The organism is Castellaniella ginsengisoli, assembly GCF_040955415.1.
In the GTDB taxonomy this organism is placed as follows: domain Bacteria; phylum Pseudomonadota; class Gammaproteobacteria; order Burkholderiales; family Burkholderiaceae_B; genus Castellaniella; species Castellaniella ginsengisoli.
Genome location: NZ_CP158257.1, coordinates 1854386 through 1866662, shown reverse-complemented (window position 1 = coordinate 1866662; position 12277 = coordinate 1854386). Strand labels below are relative to the sequence as shown.

Below are 12277 nucleotides of genomic sequence, written 5' to 3'. Positions count from 1 at the left end.
GCTCAGAAACCGCCATGTCCATCGCCGATATCCGCCAGACCTACCAGAAATTCGAGCTTCTCGAATCCGCCGTGGCCGCCGACCCCTACACGCAGTTCGGCCAATGGTTCGAGCAGGCGCTGCACAGCGAAGTCCGCGAGCCGACCGCCATGACGCTGGCCACGGCCGACATCGCCGGCCGGCCCTCGGCGCGCATTGTCCTGCTCAAGGATTTCGACGCCCGGGGCTTCGTGTTCTACACCAACTACCAGTCCCGCAAAGGGCTGGAGCTGAGCGTCAACCCCCAGGCGGGACTGCTGTTCTTCTGGCCCGAACTTGAACGGCAGGTCCGCATCGAAGGGCCGGTCAGCCCCGTGTCGGCCGCCGAATCCGACGCCTACTATGCCAGCCGGCCCCTGGGGTCGCGCATTGGCGCCTGGGCCTCGCCCCAGAGCCGCCCCATCACTCACGATGCGCTGGCCACGCGCGTGGCCGAGCTGACCCAGGAACTGGGCGACAACCCGGCGCGTCCGCCTCACTGGGGCGGCTACCGGCTGGAAGCCACCCGCATCGAATTCTGGCAAGGCCGCCCTTCCCGCCTGCACGACCGCCTGGTCTACGCGCGCGACGCCGAGGGCGACTGGGCGCTCGACCGCATCGCGCCCTGAGCCTCATGCGTTCACACCCTACGCCCGCCGATTTCCCGGCCTTGTTCTTCCGCTCGGCCCTGGGCCGGTTCCCCACCGGCGTCACCGTCATCACGGCGGAGCATCCCGATGCCGGCACCCCGCTGGGGCTGACGATCAGTTCCTTCAGCTCGGTTTCACTGGAACCGCCGATGGTGCTGTGGACGCTGACGCACACGGCCGCCTCTCTGTCCGCCTTCAAGAAACTGGACCGCTACGTCATTCATGTGCTGTCGGCCAGCCAGGTCGATCTGGCCCGGCGTTTCGCCAAAGGCCCGCAGGCCGAACGCTTCACCGGCCTGGCGCTGGAACGCGCGCCCAACGGCACGCTGATGCTGGCCGACACGCACTGCGCGGCCTGGTTCGAATGCCACAACACCCAGCGCCACGAAGCGGGCGACCACACGATCTTCGTCGGCCAGGTCGAGCACTGCCACCGACAACTGCTGTCGCCGCTGATCTACCACGCGGGCGACTTCGAGCTCACCCCCGGCAGCGAGCCTCTGTCCCGCAACTGAACCCGATCCGCTTCTTTTCTGCCGCCGGCGCCGCCGCGCGCCGGCCTTCCCGACGGCCATGCACGACTACATCCTGACTCTTTCCTGCCCCGACCGCATGGGCATCGTCCATACCGTCAGCAGTTGGCTGCTGACGCACCACGGCAACATCGTTCACGCACAGCAATTCGGCGATCCGGAATCCTCGCGGTTTTTCCTTCGTGTGCATTTCGCCCTGCCCGTCGCCGAACCCGTCGAGTCGCTGACGGCCGATTTCGCCGGCGCCGCCGAGCGCTTCGAGATGGAATACCGATTCCACGACACAGCCCGGAAAGCCAGGCTGCTGGTCCTGGTCAGCCGCCAAGGCCACTGCCTCAACGACCTGCTGTTCCGGGTGAGCGGCGGCCAGATGCCCGCCGAAGTGGCCGGCGTGGTGTCCAATCACGAGGATTTCCGCTTATTGGCCGAATCCCATGGCCTGCCGTTCCATCACCTGCCCGTGTCGGCCGAAACCCGCGCCGCGCAGGAAGCGCAACTTCTGGCGCTGGTCGAGCGCGAGCGGGTCGACCTGGTAGTGCTGGCGCGCTACATGCAGATCCTGTCGCCGGCGCTGTGCCGCGCCCTGGAGGGCCGCGCCATCAATATCCACCACAGCTTCCTGCCCGGGTTCAAGGGCGCGCGGCCCTACTACCAGGCTCACGCACGCGGCGTGAAGCTGATCGGCGCCACGGCGCATTACGTGACCGAGGATCTGGACGAGGGCCCCATCATCGAGCAGGACATCGGGCGCGTGGACCACGCCATGGGCCCCGCCGATCTGACGCGCATCGGCAGCGACATCGAATCCGTGGTGCTGTCGCGCGCCGTGCGCTGGCACGTCGAGCACCGCATCCTGCTCAACGACCGGCGCACGGTGGTGTTCCGCTGAAAACGCTGGCGGCGCCCTATGCGGCGCCCAGGTCGAAGAGACTGGTGACCTCGGCCTCCAGCACCTGGGCGTCGTCCTGGTTGTACAGGCGCCAGGTCCAGCGGACGATGCCCAGGTCGTCGCGCGTGGAGGACACGCGCTTGGTATCCACCGTCGCCTCCAGGCGAAGCTGATCGCCCGGGCGCACCGGCGTGATCCAGCGCAGACGTTCCAGCCCTGGCGAACCGAACGATTCCGAATCATGCAGAGCGGCTTCGGTCGCCATGCGCATGGCCAGCCCGCAGGTCATCCAGCCGCTGGCGATCAGGCCGCCCCAGCGCCCCTCGCGGGCGCGCCCCGCATCGACGTGAAACCACTGCGGATCATAGGCGCGCGCAAACGCCAGCATTTCGGCTTCATCCACCGCGATCGGCCCGTGCTGAATCACCTGGCCGGGTTCGAATTCCTTGAATTTCATCGGATCACGCTCCGCAAAGCAGCGCCCGGCGACACAGGCCTGGGCGCAATCAGGGCGGGAGGATCATCCCCCCGGCCTCGCGACCGGACAGTTTAACGCCTGCGCCCGCCGCGCCGGCAAATGCCCCCGCCGCCCCATGCCGGCCGGCACCGGCGGTTCAGGCGAACGCCGCCGCCGCCCGGGTGATGCGATCATTCACGCCCTGCCAGACCGGGTCGGCCGGCGGGCGCTGCAGCAGGATGCGGTCGTAGCCCGCGCCGTCGAGTTCGCGCAGCAACGCATACAGGCGGCGCGCGTAGACGACGGGATCCGCCGGCAAGACAACCCAGTCGATGCCCGCCGGCGCAAGGCCAGGCGCGGCGTCCAGGACAACCACGGCCATCCGCAGGCCGGCGCCCCCGGCATCCCGGACCAACCCGGCCAGCGCCTGCGCATCCGCCAGGAACAAAGGCGTGCGCGGCGCATAGTGCGCCTTGAGCGCCCCCGAGACCCGGGGCGCCGCCGCATCGGGCCGGGCAGGCATTTCGCCCAGGACTTCGGCGATCCGCGCGGCCGTCACATGGCCGGGCCGCAACAGGACGGGGCCGATGCCGCGATCCAGGCGCGACAGATCCAGGATCGTGGATTCGATCCCGACCTCCGAGGCGCCGCCTTCGAGAATCATCAGCGCCTGCCCGTCCAGATCGGGAAACTCGCTGCGCACGTGATCGGCGCACGTGGGCGATACCTGGCCGAACTGATTGGCCGACGGCGCCGCCACCGCGCCGCTGCCGTGCGGCTTGAGAACCGAGAAGGCATGCAGCAGCCGTTGGGCCACCGGATGCGAAGGACAGCGCAGGCCGATGCTGTCCTGCCCGCCGCTGACCGCGTCCGGGATGCGGGCCGCCCGCGGCAGAATCAGGGTCAGCGGTCCCGGCCAGAAGGCCGCCATCAATTGCCGGGCCTGGGGCGGAATCAAGGCCGCCCAGTAGCCCGGGTCCGTATCCGGCGCCAGATGGACGATGACGGGGTGATCGGCCGGCCGCTTCTTGGCGGCATAGATGCGTGCGATGGCTTCGGGGTTTTCCGCATCGGCGCCCAGGCCGTAGACGGTTTCGGTCGGAAAGGCCACCAGCCGGCCCTGGGCGAGCCGCTGGGCGGCTTCCAGGATCTGGCCGGGATCGGCTTCAGCCGCCCCGCCCGCGCCGGCGCGATCAGGCATCGGGAAGCCCCAGAACGGCCGATACCCGGGCGATGCGGGCATGCAATTGCGCGGCATCCGCACCAAGGATGTTCACGTGGCCCATCTTGCGGGCGCGGCGCGCCTCGGACTTGGCGTACAGGTGCAGGCGGGTGCCGGGCACCGCCAGCACGCCGGCCCAATCCGGTTCGCGTGGCCGCCCCTGGGCGTCGAACCACAGATCGCCCAACAGGTTGAGCATCGCCGCGGGCCGCAGCATTTCGGTCCCGCCCAGCGGCAGGCCGGCCATGACGCGCGCCTGTTGCTCGAATTGGCTGACCAGGCAGCCGTCCTGGGTATAGTGGCCGCTGTTATGGGGGCGCGGCGCCATCTCGTTGGCCAGGACGCGGCCATCGCGCAGCACGAAGAACTCGACGCACAGCACGCCGTGGTAGTCGAGATGATCGGCCAGGGACAGGGCGTGGCCGCGCGCCTGGCCGGCGATGCCGTCCGGCACCGAGCCGTCCGCGACCGACAGCGCCAGGATGCCGTCCCGATGGACATTGCGCGACGGCGGATAGCTGACGGACCGGCCGTGCAAGTCGCGGGCCACCACCACCGAGATCTCGTAATCCAGCGGTTGCAGGGCCTCGAGGATGCAGGGCGCGCCATGCAGCGCGCCAAAGGCCTGGCGGGCTTCGTCGCGCGAGGCGACGCGGGCCTGGCCCTTGCCGTCGTAGCCGAAGCGGGCTGTCTTGAGAATGCCCGGGAACAGCGTGTCGGGACAGGCATCGAGGTCGGCCGCCGACCCGATGGCCGCATGGGCGGCCACCGGCACGCCCGCCGCCTGGATGTAGGATTTTTCCGCCAGGCGGTCCTGGGCCACCGCCACGGCCTCGCCGGCGGGCGCGGCAATGCGGGTGCGCGCCAGGCGGCGCAGGCTGTCGGCCGGGACGTTCTCGAATTCGGTGGTCACGGCGGCGCAGCGCTGCGCCAGGCGATCGAGCGCCGCCGGATCATCGTAGGCTGCGCGGATGTGCTCATCGGCCACCATGCCCGCCGGACAGGTCTGGGCCGGATCCAGCACGGCGACGCGGTAGCCCAGGGCCTGGGCCGCCTGGCAGAACATACGGCCCAATTGGCCGCCGCCGAGCACGCCCAGCCAGGCGCCGGGAAGCAGCGGCGCATCGCCCGCCGCCCGCGTCATGAAGCCTCCGGCGGCACGACCATGGCACGCGCAACCTCGGTCTGGCGTGCGCGGTAGGCCTGGAGCTTGTGCAGCAGGCCGGGGTCCGTCATGGCCAGATTGGCCACCACGTGCAAGGCGGCGTTGGCCGCGCCCGCCTCGCCGATGGCAAAGGTGCCCACCGGCACGCCACGCGGCATCTGCACGATGGACAGCAGGGAATCCTCGCCGCGCAGATAGCGCGACGGCACGGGTACGCCGAACACCGGCACCGGCGTCAGCGCCGCCAGCATGCCGGGCAGGTGGGCCGCGCCGCCCGCGCCCGCGACGATGGCGCGCAAGCCGCGTCCGGCCGCCTGGGCGCCGTATTCGACCATGTCCAGCGGCATGCGGTGGGCGGAGACGACGCGGGATTCGTGGGCGATGCCGAATTCGTCGAACACCGCCGCCGCATGGCGCATGACGTCCCAGTCGCTGGACGAACCCATGACGAGGCCGACCACGGGGGCCTGGGCTCCGTTGCCGGCCGCCGTCATGCCTTCCCCTGGGTCAGGCGGTCCAGAGCCTCGCGGTACTTGGCCGCCGTGCGCTCTTGCACCTCGGCCGGCAGGCGCGGTGCCGGCGCGGTCTTGTCCCAATCCTGGGTTTCCAGCCAGTCGCGCACGAACTGCTTGTCGAAGGACGGCGGGCTGATGCCCACTTCGTAGGCGTCGGCCGGCCAGAAGCGCGAGGAATCCGGCGTCAGGACTTCGTCCATCAGATGCAGCGTGCCGCGCGCATCCAGGCCGAACTCGAACTTGGTGTCGGCGATCAGGATGCCCTGGCCGCGGGCATATTCGGCCGCCTCGGCGTACAGGGCCAGGGTGACGCGACGCAGCTCGGCGGCGAGGTCGGCGCCCACCTGGGCCACAACGTAGTTGAAATCGACGTTTTCGTCGTGCTGGCCGAATTCGGCCTTGGCCGCCGGGGTGAAAATCGGCTCCGGCAGGCGCTCGGCCTGGCGCAGGCCCGGCGGCAAGGCAATGCCGCAGACCGCGCCGGTGGCTTGGTAGTCTTTCCAGCCCGAACCGATCAGGTAGCCGCGCGCGACCGCCTCGACCAGGATGGGCTCCAGGCGCTTGACCACCATGGCGCGCCCGGCCACCTGATCGCGCTCGCCAGGGGCGACCACGTCTTCGGGCGCGATGCCGGTGGCATGCGTGGGGATCAGGTGCCCCAGGCGCGCCAGCCAGAATTCGGTCAGCGCCGTCAGGACCTGGCCTTTGCCGGGGATGGGGTCGTCGAGAATCACGTCGAAGGCCGAGATCCGGTCGGTGGCGACGATGAGCAGCTTGTCTTCGCCCACGGCGTACATGTCGCGGACCTTGCCGCGCCCCAGCAGGGGCAGCGACTCGATGGAGGATTGGAGCAGGGCCTTCATTGGGTTCAGTTCACCAATTGCTTGAGTTCGCCGGAGGCGTAGCGTGCGGCCATCTCGGACAGCGGGATCGCCTTGATCTTGGATGCGTGGCCGGCCGTGCCGAATTGCTCATAGCGCGCCAGGCAGATCTTCTTGGCGGCCTCGCGGGCCGGCTTGAGGTATTCGCGCGGATCGAACTTGCCGGGGTTTTCCGCCAGGAAGCGGCGGATGGCGCCCGTCATGGCCAGCCGGATATCGGTATCGATGTTGACCTTGCGCACGCCGAACTTGATGGCTTCCTGGAGCTCTTCCACGGGCACGCCGTAGGTTTCCTTCATGTCGCCGCCGAACTCGCGGATCTCGGCCAGCAGTTCCTGGGGCACGCTGGAGCTGCCATGCATCACCAGGTGAGTGTTGGGCAGGCGGGCGTGGATTTCCTTGATCCGCTGCACCGACAGGATGTCGCCGGTGGGCTTGCGGGTGAACTTGTAGGCGCCGTGGCTGGTGCCCACCGCGATCGCCAGGGCATCCAGTTGGGAGCGCTTGACGAAGTCGGCGGCCTGCTCGGGGTCGGTCAGCAACTGCTCGCGCGTCATGGTGCCCTCGGCGCCGTGGCCGTCTTCCTTGTCGCCCTTCATGGTTTCCAGGGAGCCCAGGCAGCCCAGTTCGCCCTCGACGGTGACGCCCAGCTTGTGCGCCATGGCCACCACCTGCTGGGTGACGTCCAGGTTGTATTCGTAGGAGGCGATCGTTTTGCCGTCGGCCATCAGCGAACCGTCCATCATGACGCTGGAGAAGCCCAGCTCGATGGCGCCCCGGCACACGTCGGGCGATTGGCCGTGGTCCTGGTGCATGACCACGGGGATGTGCGGATAGGATTCGACCGCAGCCTGGATCAGATATTTCAGGAAACCCTCGCCGGCGTATTTGCGCGCGCCGGCCGAGGCCTGCATGATCACCGGACTGTCGGTCTGGTCGGCGGCCTCCATGATGGCCTGGACCTGCTCCAGGTTGTTGACGTTGAACGCGGGAATCCCGTAGCCGTGCTCGGCGGCGTGATCGAGGAGCTGACGCATGGAAACCAGGGCCATGGCTGGACCTCCAAAAGAATGGAATAGTGGGAAAAACGGATTCCACGATTTTAAGGCGGATCGGGATTCGCTGCTGGCCGCTCCCACGGCGCGGGGATCCGGCCGGATCAGGCGGCAGGACGCCGCGCGGACTTGGGCCGGAACGCCTTGACGACCTCGTCGCGGGTTTCCACATACGGCCCGCCGATCAGATCCAGGCAATACGGCACGGCTGCGAAGATGCCGGGCACCCGGACGGCCCCGTCCTCGCCGCGCAGGCCCTCCAGCGTTTCGCGGATGGCCTTGGGCTGTCCGGGGAGATTGATGATCAGGGCCGCATGATCGGGCAATTCGCGGATCACCGCCACCTGGCGCGACAGGATGGCCGTCGGCACGAATTTCAGGCTGACCTGGCGCATCTGCTCGCCAAAGCCGGGCATCTCGCGGGTCGCCACATCCAGCGTCGCCTCGGGCGTCACGTCGCGCCGCGCAGGCCCGGTCCCGCCGGTGGTCAGCACCAGGTCGCAGCGCGCCTCGTCCACCAGCTCGCGCAAGGCGGCGGCAATACCCGCCCGCTCGTCCGGGATCAGCCGGGCGACGATGCGCGGCGGCTGCGTCAGGGCGGCACCCAGCCATTCCTTCAGGGCCGGGATGCCCTGGTCCTCGTAAACACCGGACGCGGCCCGATCGGAAACGGACACCAGTCCCACGACCAGTTCATCGGGGTGGCTGCGGCGCGGGGGAAAGGAATCGCTCATGGGATAGACTGTGCGAAGATGGAAATACGGACATTCTATTCGGTGACGGCCTCGTGACGGCGCATGCGCTTTTGTTGATCGGCGGCGATCTGTGCGCGCGCGCGGCGGATGCGCTGGACTCCGATGCCTGGGCCTGCACCGGCCTGAGGCGGCGGGCCATGAACGCCGCGCCGGGCGCCCGGATCGACTGGCGGCGGGCCGACCTCGCCGATCCCGGCGCACTGGCCGGGGCGCTCGCCGGCGCACCGTTCACCCACCTTCTGTACGCCCCCGCGCCGGACGCCAGGACGCCCGACGCCTACGCGCGCGCCTATCCGCACGGCTTGCGCGCCCTGCTGGAAGCCCTGCCCCACCCCGACCGGCTGCAGCGCTGCGTGCTGGTCGACTCCTCCGCCGTCTGGGGGCCGGACGCGGCCGATGGCCTGGTGGACGAGGACACGCCGCCCGCCCCGCGGGATTTTCGCGGCGCGGCGATGCTGGAAGCCGAAGCCCTGCTGCATGACCGGCTGCCCGGGCGCGGCACCGCGCTGCGCCTGTCGGGTCTGTACGGCCCCGGACGCCTGCGCCTGACCGACGGATTGCGGACCGGCCGGATCATTGCGCCGGACGGACCCGGCCATTGGGCCAACCGCATCCACATCGACGACGCGGCGCGCGCCTGCGCCCACCTGCTGACCCTGGCCACCCCCCTGCCCTGCTACATCGGCACCGATGACCGCCCCCGGCCGACGGCGGATCTGTACGATGCCCTGGCGCGTCTGGCGGGCGGGCCGGCCCCGGCCCGGGAAGCGCGCCCCCCTGACGGCAAGCGCCTGTCGAACGCGCGCCTGAAGGCCAGCGGCTGGGCGCCGGCCTGGCCCGACGCGCTCGAAGGCTATGCGGCCTGCCTGGCGGCCGCAGCGGTGAACCGGCGATCTTGAGCCGCGCGCCGTCGCCGCCTACACTGCCCTTCATGATGAAGAACGTCCCCCGCCCTCTTGAGCTGAGCACCACGCTGAGTCTGCGCAGCGGCGATCAGAGCTGGGGGACGGAGCGGCGCATGGCCCTGCTGGCCGCCATCGGCACCGAGGGCTCGATCAGTGCGGCGGCGCGCAAGATCGGCCTCAGCTACAAAGCCGCCTGGGATGCGGTGGACATGATGAACAGCCTGGCCGGCGACCTGCTGGTCGAGCGCGTCACGGGCGGCAAGCGCGGCGGCGGCGCCCACCTCACTCGCCGGGCGCGCGAACTGGTCGCCTGGTACCAGGCCGCCCAGGCCGAACATCAGCGTTTCATGGCGGCCCTGGCGCGCTTCGGCCCCGACGGCACCCGCCACCTGGACCTGCTGCACAGCATGGCGCTGCAGACTTCGGCCCGCAATCGCTATGACGGCATCGTCGGCGCCATCGAATCCGGGCGCATCAACGACCGCATCCGGCTGGACCTGGACGAGGGCATCTCCTTGATCGCCACGCTGACCCACGCCAGCACCGAAAGGCTGGGCCTGGCCGAGGGCCGGCGCGCGCTGGCCTTCCTGAAGGCCCAGGCAGTCCGCATCGGGCCCGCGGAACCCGCCGCGCCGCCCGCGCCCGGCGCCGCCGATCCCGAGGGTCTGAACCGCTGGACCGGCCGCATCGGCCATCGAACGGACGATGACGCCCTGATGGAGATCAGCCTGGACATCAGCCCCCGGGTGCGCATCACGGGGCTGGCCGGGCCGCACGCGCAGGGCTCCGCCCTTGCTCCCGGCGACACGGCCCTGGCCTGCTTCCAGGCCGCGGACGTACTGATCGGCACGGCGGATTGAGATCGGACATGAAATGGACCCAGCCGCCTCAGGCTCCGGCACCTCGTTCAACACGCTCGGCCCGCCCCTGGATTTCACCGTGTTCGATGTGAAAGACCTCGTCGGCCAGCGCCTGGACGTCGGCCAGGTCATGCGTGATCAAGACGGTCGGGATATCGATGTCGCGCTGCAACTGGGCCAATTCCTCCCGCATCCGTATCCGCAGGCCTGCGTCCAGGGCAGACAGGGGTTCATCCAGCAGCAATAGCCCGGGATCGGTGGACAAGGCCCGCGCCAGGGCCGCGCGCTGCCGTTGTCCGCCGGACAATTCGGCCGGATAGCGGTCCATCAGCGCCGCCAGGCCGAAAGCCCGCACCCAGCGCTGGGCCCGTTCCGGCAAATCGCGGCGGCCATGCAGGTTCAGCCATCCCTGCCGCAGGCCGAAACCGATATTCTGGCGCACCGTCAGATGGGGAAACAACGCATAGTCCTGGAACAGATAGGCCAGCCGCCGGCGGCGCGGCGGCACGTCCACCCCCGTCCGCGCATCGAACAAAACCCGGCCGCCGGCCTCGATGCGGCCCCGGTCGGGGCGCAGCAGCCCGGCGATGGCCTGCATCGTCAGGCTTTTGCCCGAGCCCGACGGCCCGAACAGCGCCACGCGCCGGGCATCGGTACGCCAGCGCGGCCGCAACAGAAAGCCATCGTCGCCGCCGATGCGGCACTCGATATCGACCGACAGGCTCATGATGCGCTCCGGCGTCCGGACCGCCGCTTGCGCCCGCCGGGCGTCAGCCAGGACGCCAGGCACAGGATGGCCACACAGGCAGCCGAGGTCACCAGCACCAGGATGTTGGCCGCGCCGTCGTCGCCGGCCTGGACCGCTTCGTAGATGGCGATCGACAAGGTCTGCGTGCGGCCCGGGATATTGCCGGCCACCATCAGCGTGGCGCCGAATTCTCCCAACGCGCGCGCAAACGCCAGCAGCACCCCGGCCAGGATGCCGCGCATCGCCAGCGGCAGGCTGACGCGAAAGAACACGGCGGCGGGCGACACGCCCAGCACGGCGGCCGCCTGCTCCAGGCGATGATCCACGTCCAGGAAGGCCGCCCGGGCGGCTTTCAGCACCATCGGAAACGCCACCACGGCGGCGGCCGCCACCGCGCCCTGCCAAGTGAAAACCAGCTCGATGCCGTGCGATTGCAGCCATTCGCCCAGCCAGCCGCGCCGGCCGAACAGCACCAGCAGGTAATAGCCGATCACGGTGGGCGGCAGCACCATGGGCAGCGTCAGGAGGGCATCGACCACATCGCACCAGCGCGAGGACCAGCGCGACAGCCCCCAGGCGACGGCCACCCCGCCGGCCGTCGCCAGCACGGTCGCCCAGCCGGCGACTTTCAGCGACAGCAACAGTGGAATCCAGATGTCGCTCACGGCGTCAGGGCTCGGCGAATCCATGGCGCGCCAGCACCGCCCGGCCCTCGGCCGACAGCAGGAACGCCAGGAAATCGGCCGCCTCCGGCGCGCGGCCGGCGCGCCGCACCAGCGCGATCGGGTAAGACACCGGCACAGGCGACTCGATCGCCTGGACGACCTTGACCTTGTCCTTCATGACCGCGGCGTCGGTGGCATAGACGAAACCGGCGTCGACCTCGCCGCGCTCGACGTAGCTGAGCACCTGGCGCACATTCTGGCCCAGGATCTCATGCGCCTTGACCGTCTCCCAGGCGCCGGCCTTCTCCAGGGCGGCCTGGGTGTAGCGGCCCACCGGCACGGAGGCCGGGTTGCCCAGGGCGATGCGCGTCACGCCGGCCCCCTTCAAATCATCTAGGGACGCGATGCCCCGGGGATTGCCGGCCGGCACCACCAGCACGACCTCGTTGCGCGCAAAATCCACGCGCGTGGCGGGGTCCACGGCCTTGGCATCCACCGCCTTGTCCATGGCCTTCTGATCGGCCGAGGCAAACACGTCGGCCGGCGCGCCTTCGACGATCTGGCGCAGCACCACGTCCGACGAGCCAAAGGACGTCAGCACCTTGGTTCCCGGATGGGCGGCTTCGTATTGCGTCGCCAGTTCTTTGAAGGCATTGGTCAGGCTGGCGGCGGCCGACACCAGAAGCTCGCCGGCCATGACCGGCATCCCCACGCAGCTCAGGACGCACGCAGCCACCAAAACACGAATCTTCATGCAGAACTCCTCGTCTTGACCGCCGCCGTGGCCGTGATCTGAATCACGGGCCGCCCCCCATGAACGGGGCGCCTCAGACGGACAGGCAACCATCGTAATATATATAGGTATATTCCGCTATTCTGTCCGCGTGATATCAGGTATCGGCTTGACCTTCAGCAAACGCGGCGCCGGCCGCCCCGGGCGCCCGGACGGGTAAAATCCC

At 69.5% G+C, this 12277-nt stretch carries 15 protein-coding genes; 5 read left to right on the top strand and 10 right to left on the bottom strand.

The annotated features are described in order from the left end of the window. Positions 1-14 precede the first annotated feature (14 nt). From pdxH to purU, 3 genes are read left to right on the top strand one after another with little or no spacing between them, the layout of a single operon-like run. Positions 15-647 carry a pyridoxamine 5'-phosphate oxidase gene (pdxH, locus tag ABRZ00_RS08890; protein WP_368642270.1) on the top strand — a complete coding sequence of 211 codons (633 nt, stop codon included), beginning with the start codon at positions 15-17 and terminating at the stop codon, positions 645-647. Positions 648-652: 5 nt separating this feature from the next. Then, the gene (locus ABRZ00_RS08885; RefSeq protein WP_368642271.1) at positions 653-1183 is read left to right on the top strand and encodes a flavin reductase family protein; all 531 of its coding nucleotides are present in this window, start codon (positions 653-655) and stop codon (positions 1181-1183) included. 58 nt (positions 1184-1241) lie between these two features. Next, a complete protein-coding gene (gene purU / locus ABRZ00_RS08880) occupies positions 1242-2090 on the top strand; it encodes a formyltetrahydrofolate deformylase (protein ID WP_368642272.1) in 849 nt (282 codons plus the stop codon). Between the two features lie 16 nt (positions 2091-2106). Here purU and ABRZ00_RS08875 read toward each other — a convergent pair whose 3' ends face one another. The 7 genes from ABRZ00_RS08875 to mog form a co-directional block, all read right to left on the bottom strand. Continuing rightward, entirely contained in the window at positions 2107-2547 is a 441-nt protein-coding gene (locus ABRZ00_RS08875) for a MaoC family dehydratase (RefSeq protein ID WP_368642273.1), read from the bottom strand. A gap of 157 nt (positions 2548-2704) precedes the next feature. Next, positions 2705-3748: an L-threonylcarbamoyladenylate synthase gene (locus ABRZ00_RS08870; RefSeq protein WP_368639495.1), complete on the bottom strand. Its 1044-nt coding sequence runs from the start codon at positions 3746-3748 to the stop codon at positions 2705-2707. Then, positions 3741-4913, bottom strand: a complete 1173-nt coding sequence (locus ABRZ00_RS08865; protein WP_368642274.1) for a 5-(carboxyamino)imidazole ribonucleotide synthase — start codon at positions 4911-4913, stop codon at positions 3741-3743. Before ABRZ00_RS08865 ends, ABRZ00_RS08870 begins: the two co-directional genes overlap by 8 nt. Beyond that, positions 4910-5428: a 5-(carboxyamino)imidazole ribonucleotide mutase gene (purE, locus tag ABRZ00_RS08860; protein ID WP_343838444.1), complete on the bottom strand. Its 519-nt coding sequence runs from the start codon at positions 5426-5428 to the stop codon at positions 4910-4912. The genes ABRZ00_RS08865 and purE overlap by 4 nt, the downstream gene beginning before the upstream one ends. Continuing rightward, a complete protein-coding gene (locus ABRZ00_RS08855; protein WP_368642275.1) occupies positions 5425-6312 on the bottom strand; it encodes a phosphoribosylaminoimidazolesuccinocarboxamide synthase in 888 nt (295 codons plus the stop codon). Before ABRZ00_RS08855 ends, purE begins: the two co-directional genes overlap by 4 nt. Before the next feature lie 5 nt (positions 6313-6317). Beyond that, complete coding sequence (gene fba / locus ABRZ00_RS08850; protein WP_343838439.1) at positions 6318-7382, bottom strand: class II fructose-bisphosphate aldolase; 1065 nt, start codon at positions 7380-7382, stop codon at positions 6318-6320. 107 nt (positions 7383-7489) lie between these two features. Then, positions 7490-8119 carry a molybdopterin adenylyltransferase gene (mog, locus tag ABRZ00_RS08845; protein WP_368642276.1) on the bottom strand — a complete coding sequence of 210 codons (630 nt, stop codon included), beginning with the start codon at positions 8117-8119 and terminating at the stop codon, positions 7490-7492. Between the two features lie 53 nt (positions 8120-8172). Here mog and ABRZ00_RS08840 point away from each other — a divergent pair, with 53 nt between their 5' ends. Further along, positions 8173-9039, top strand: coding sequence for an NAD-dependent epimerase/dehydratase family protein (locus tag ABRZ00_RS08840; protein WP_368642277.1), 867 nt, complete (start codon positions 8173-8175; stop codon positions 9037-9039). A 32-nt stretch (positions 9040-9071) separates the two neighbouring features. Then, complete coding sequence (locus tag ABRZ00_RS08835) at positions 9072-9905, top strand: TOBE domain-containing protein (protein WP_368642278.1); 834 nt, start codon at positions 9072-9074, stop codon at positions 9903-9905. Between the two features lie 28 nt (positions 9906-9933). On the opposite strand, the gene ABRZ00_RS08830 is transcribed toward ABRZ00_RS08835, so the two are convergent. From ABRZ00_RS08830 to modA, 3 genes are read right to left on the bottom strand one after another with little or no spacing between them, the layout of a single operon-like run. Then, the gene (locus tag ABRZ00_RS08830) at positions 9934-10632 is read right to left on the bottom strand and encodes an ABC transporter ATP-binding protein (RefSeq protein WP_368642279.1); all 699 of its coding nucleotides are present in this window, start codon (positions 10630-10632) and stop codon (positions 9934-9936) included. Next, complete coding sequence (gene modB, locus ABRZ00_RS08825; protein WP_343838429.1) at positions 10629-11318, bottom strand: molybdate ABC transporter permease subunit; 690 nt, start codon at positions 11316-11318, stop codon at positions 10629-10631. Before modB ends, ABRZ00_RS08830 begins: the two co-directional genes overlap by 4 nt. A 4-nt stretch (positions 11319-11322) precedes the next feature. Next, a complete protein-coding gene (modA, locus tag ABRZ00_RS08820) occupies positions 11323-12072 on the bottom strand; it encodes a molybdate ABC transporter substrate-binding protein (RefSeq protein WP_368642280.1) in 750 nt (249 codons plus the stop codon). Positions 12073-12277: the final 205 nt, after the last annotated feature.

Excerpts from the sequence above, each read along its gene's own strand:
- ABRZ00_RS08855 (WP_368642275.1), bottom strand. The coding sequence starts at position 6,312 with ATGAAGGCCCTGCTCCAATCCTCCATCGAGTCGCTGCCCCTGCTGGGG.
- fba (WP_343838439.1), bottom strand. The coding sequence starts at position 7,382 with ATGGCCCTGGTTTCCATGCGTCAGCTCCTCGATCACGCCGCCGAGCAC.
- pdxH (WP_368642270.1), top strand. The coding sequence starts at position 15 with ATGTCCATCGCCGATATCCGCCAGACCTACCAGAAATTCGAGCTTCTC.
- ABRZ00_RS08885 (WP_368642271.1), top strand. The coding sequence starts at position 653 with ATGCGTTCACACCCTACGCCCGCCGATTTCCCGGCCTTGTTCTTCCGC.
- modA (WP_368642280.1), bottom strand. The coding sequence starts at position 12,072 with ATGAAGATTCGTGTTTTGGTGGCTGCGTGCGTCCTGAGCTGCGTGGGG.
- ABRZ00_RS08875 (WP_368642273.1), bottom strand. The coding sequence starts at position 2,547 with ATGAAATTCAAGGAATTCGAACCCGGCCAGGTGATTCAGCACGGGCCG.
- purU (WP_368642272.1), top strand. The coding sequence starts at position 1,242 with ATGCACGACTACATCCTGACTCTTTCCTGCCCCGACCGCATGGGCATC.
- purE (WP_343838444.1), bottom strand. The coding sequence starts at position 5,428 with ATGACGGCGGCCGGCAACGGAGCCCAGGCCCCCGTGGTCGGCCTCGTC.
- ABRZ00_RS08865 (WP_368642274.1), bottom strand. The coding sequence starts at position 4,913 with ATGACGCGGGCGGCGGGCGATGCGCCGCTGCTTCCCGGCGCCTGGCTG.
- ABRZ00_RS08830 (WP_368642279.1), bottom strand. The coding sequence starts at position 10,632 with ATGAGCCTGTCGGTCGATATCGAGTGCCGCATCGGCGGCGACGATGGC.
- ABRZ00_RS08835 (WP_368642278.1), top strand. The coding sequence starts at position 9,072 with ATGATGAAGAACGTCCCCCGCCCTCTTGAGCTGAGCACCACGCTGAGT.
- mog (WP_368642276.1), bottom strand. The coding sequence starts at position 8,119 with ATGAGCGATTCCTTTCCCCCGCGCCGCAGCCACCCCGATGAACTGGTC.
- ABRZ00_RS08870 (WP_368639495.1), bottom strand. The coding sequence starts at position 3,748 with ATGCCTGATCGCGCCGGCGCGGGCGGGGCGGCTGAAGCCGATCCCGGC.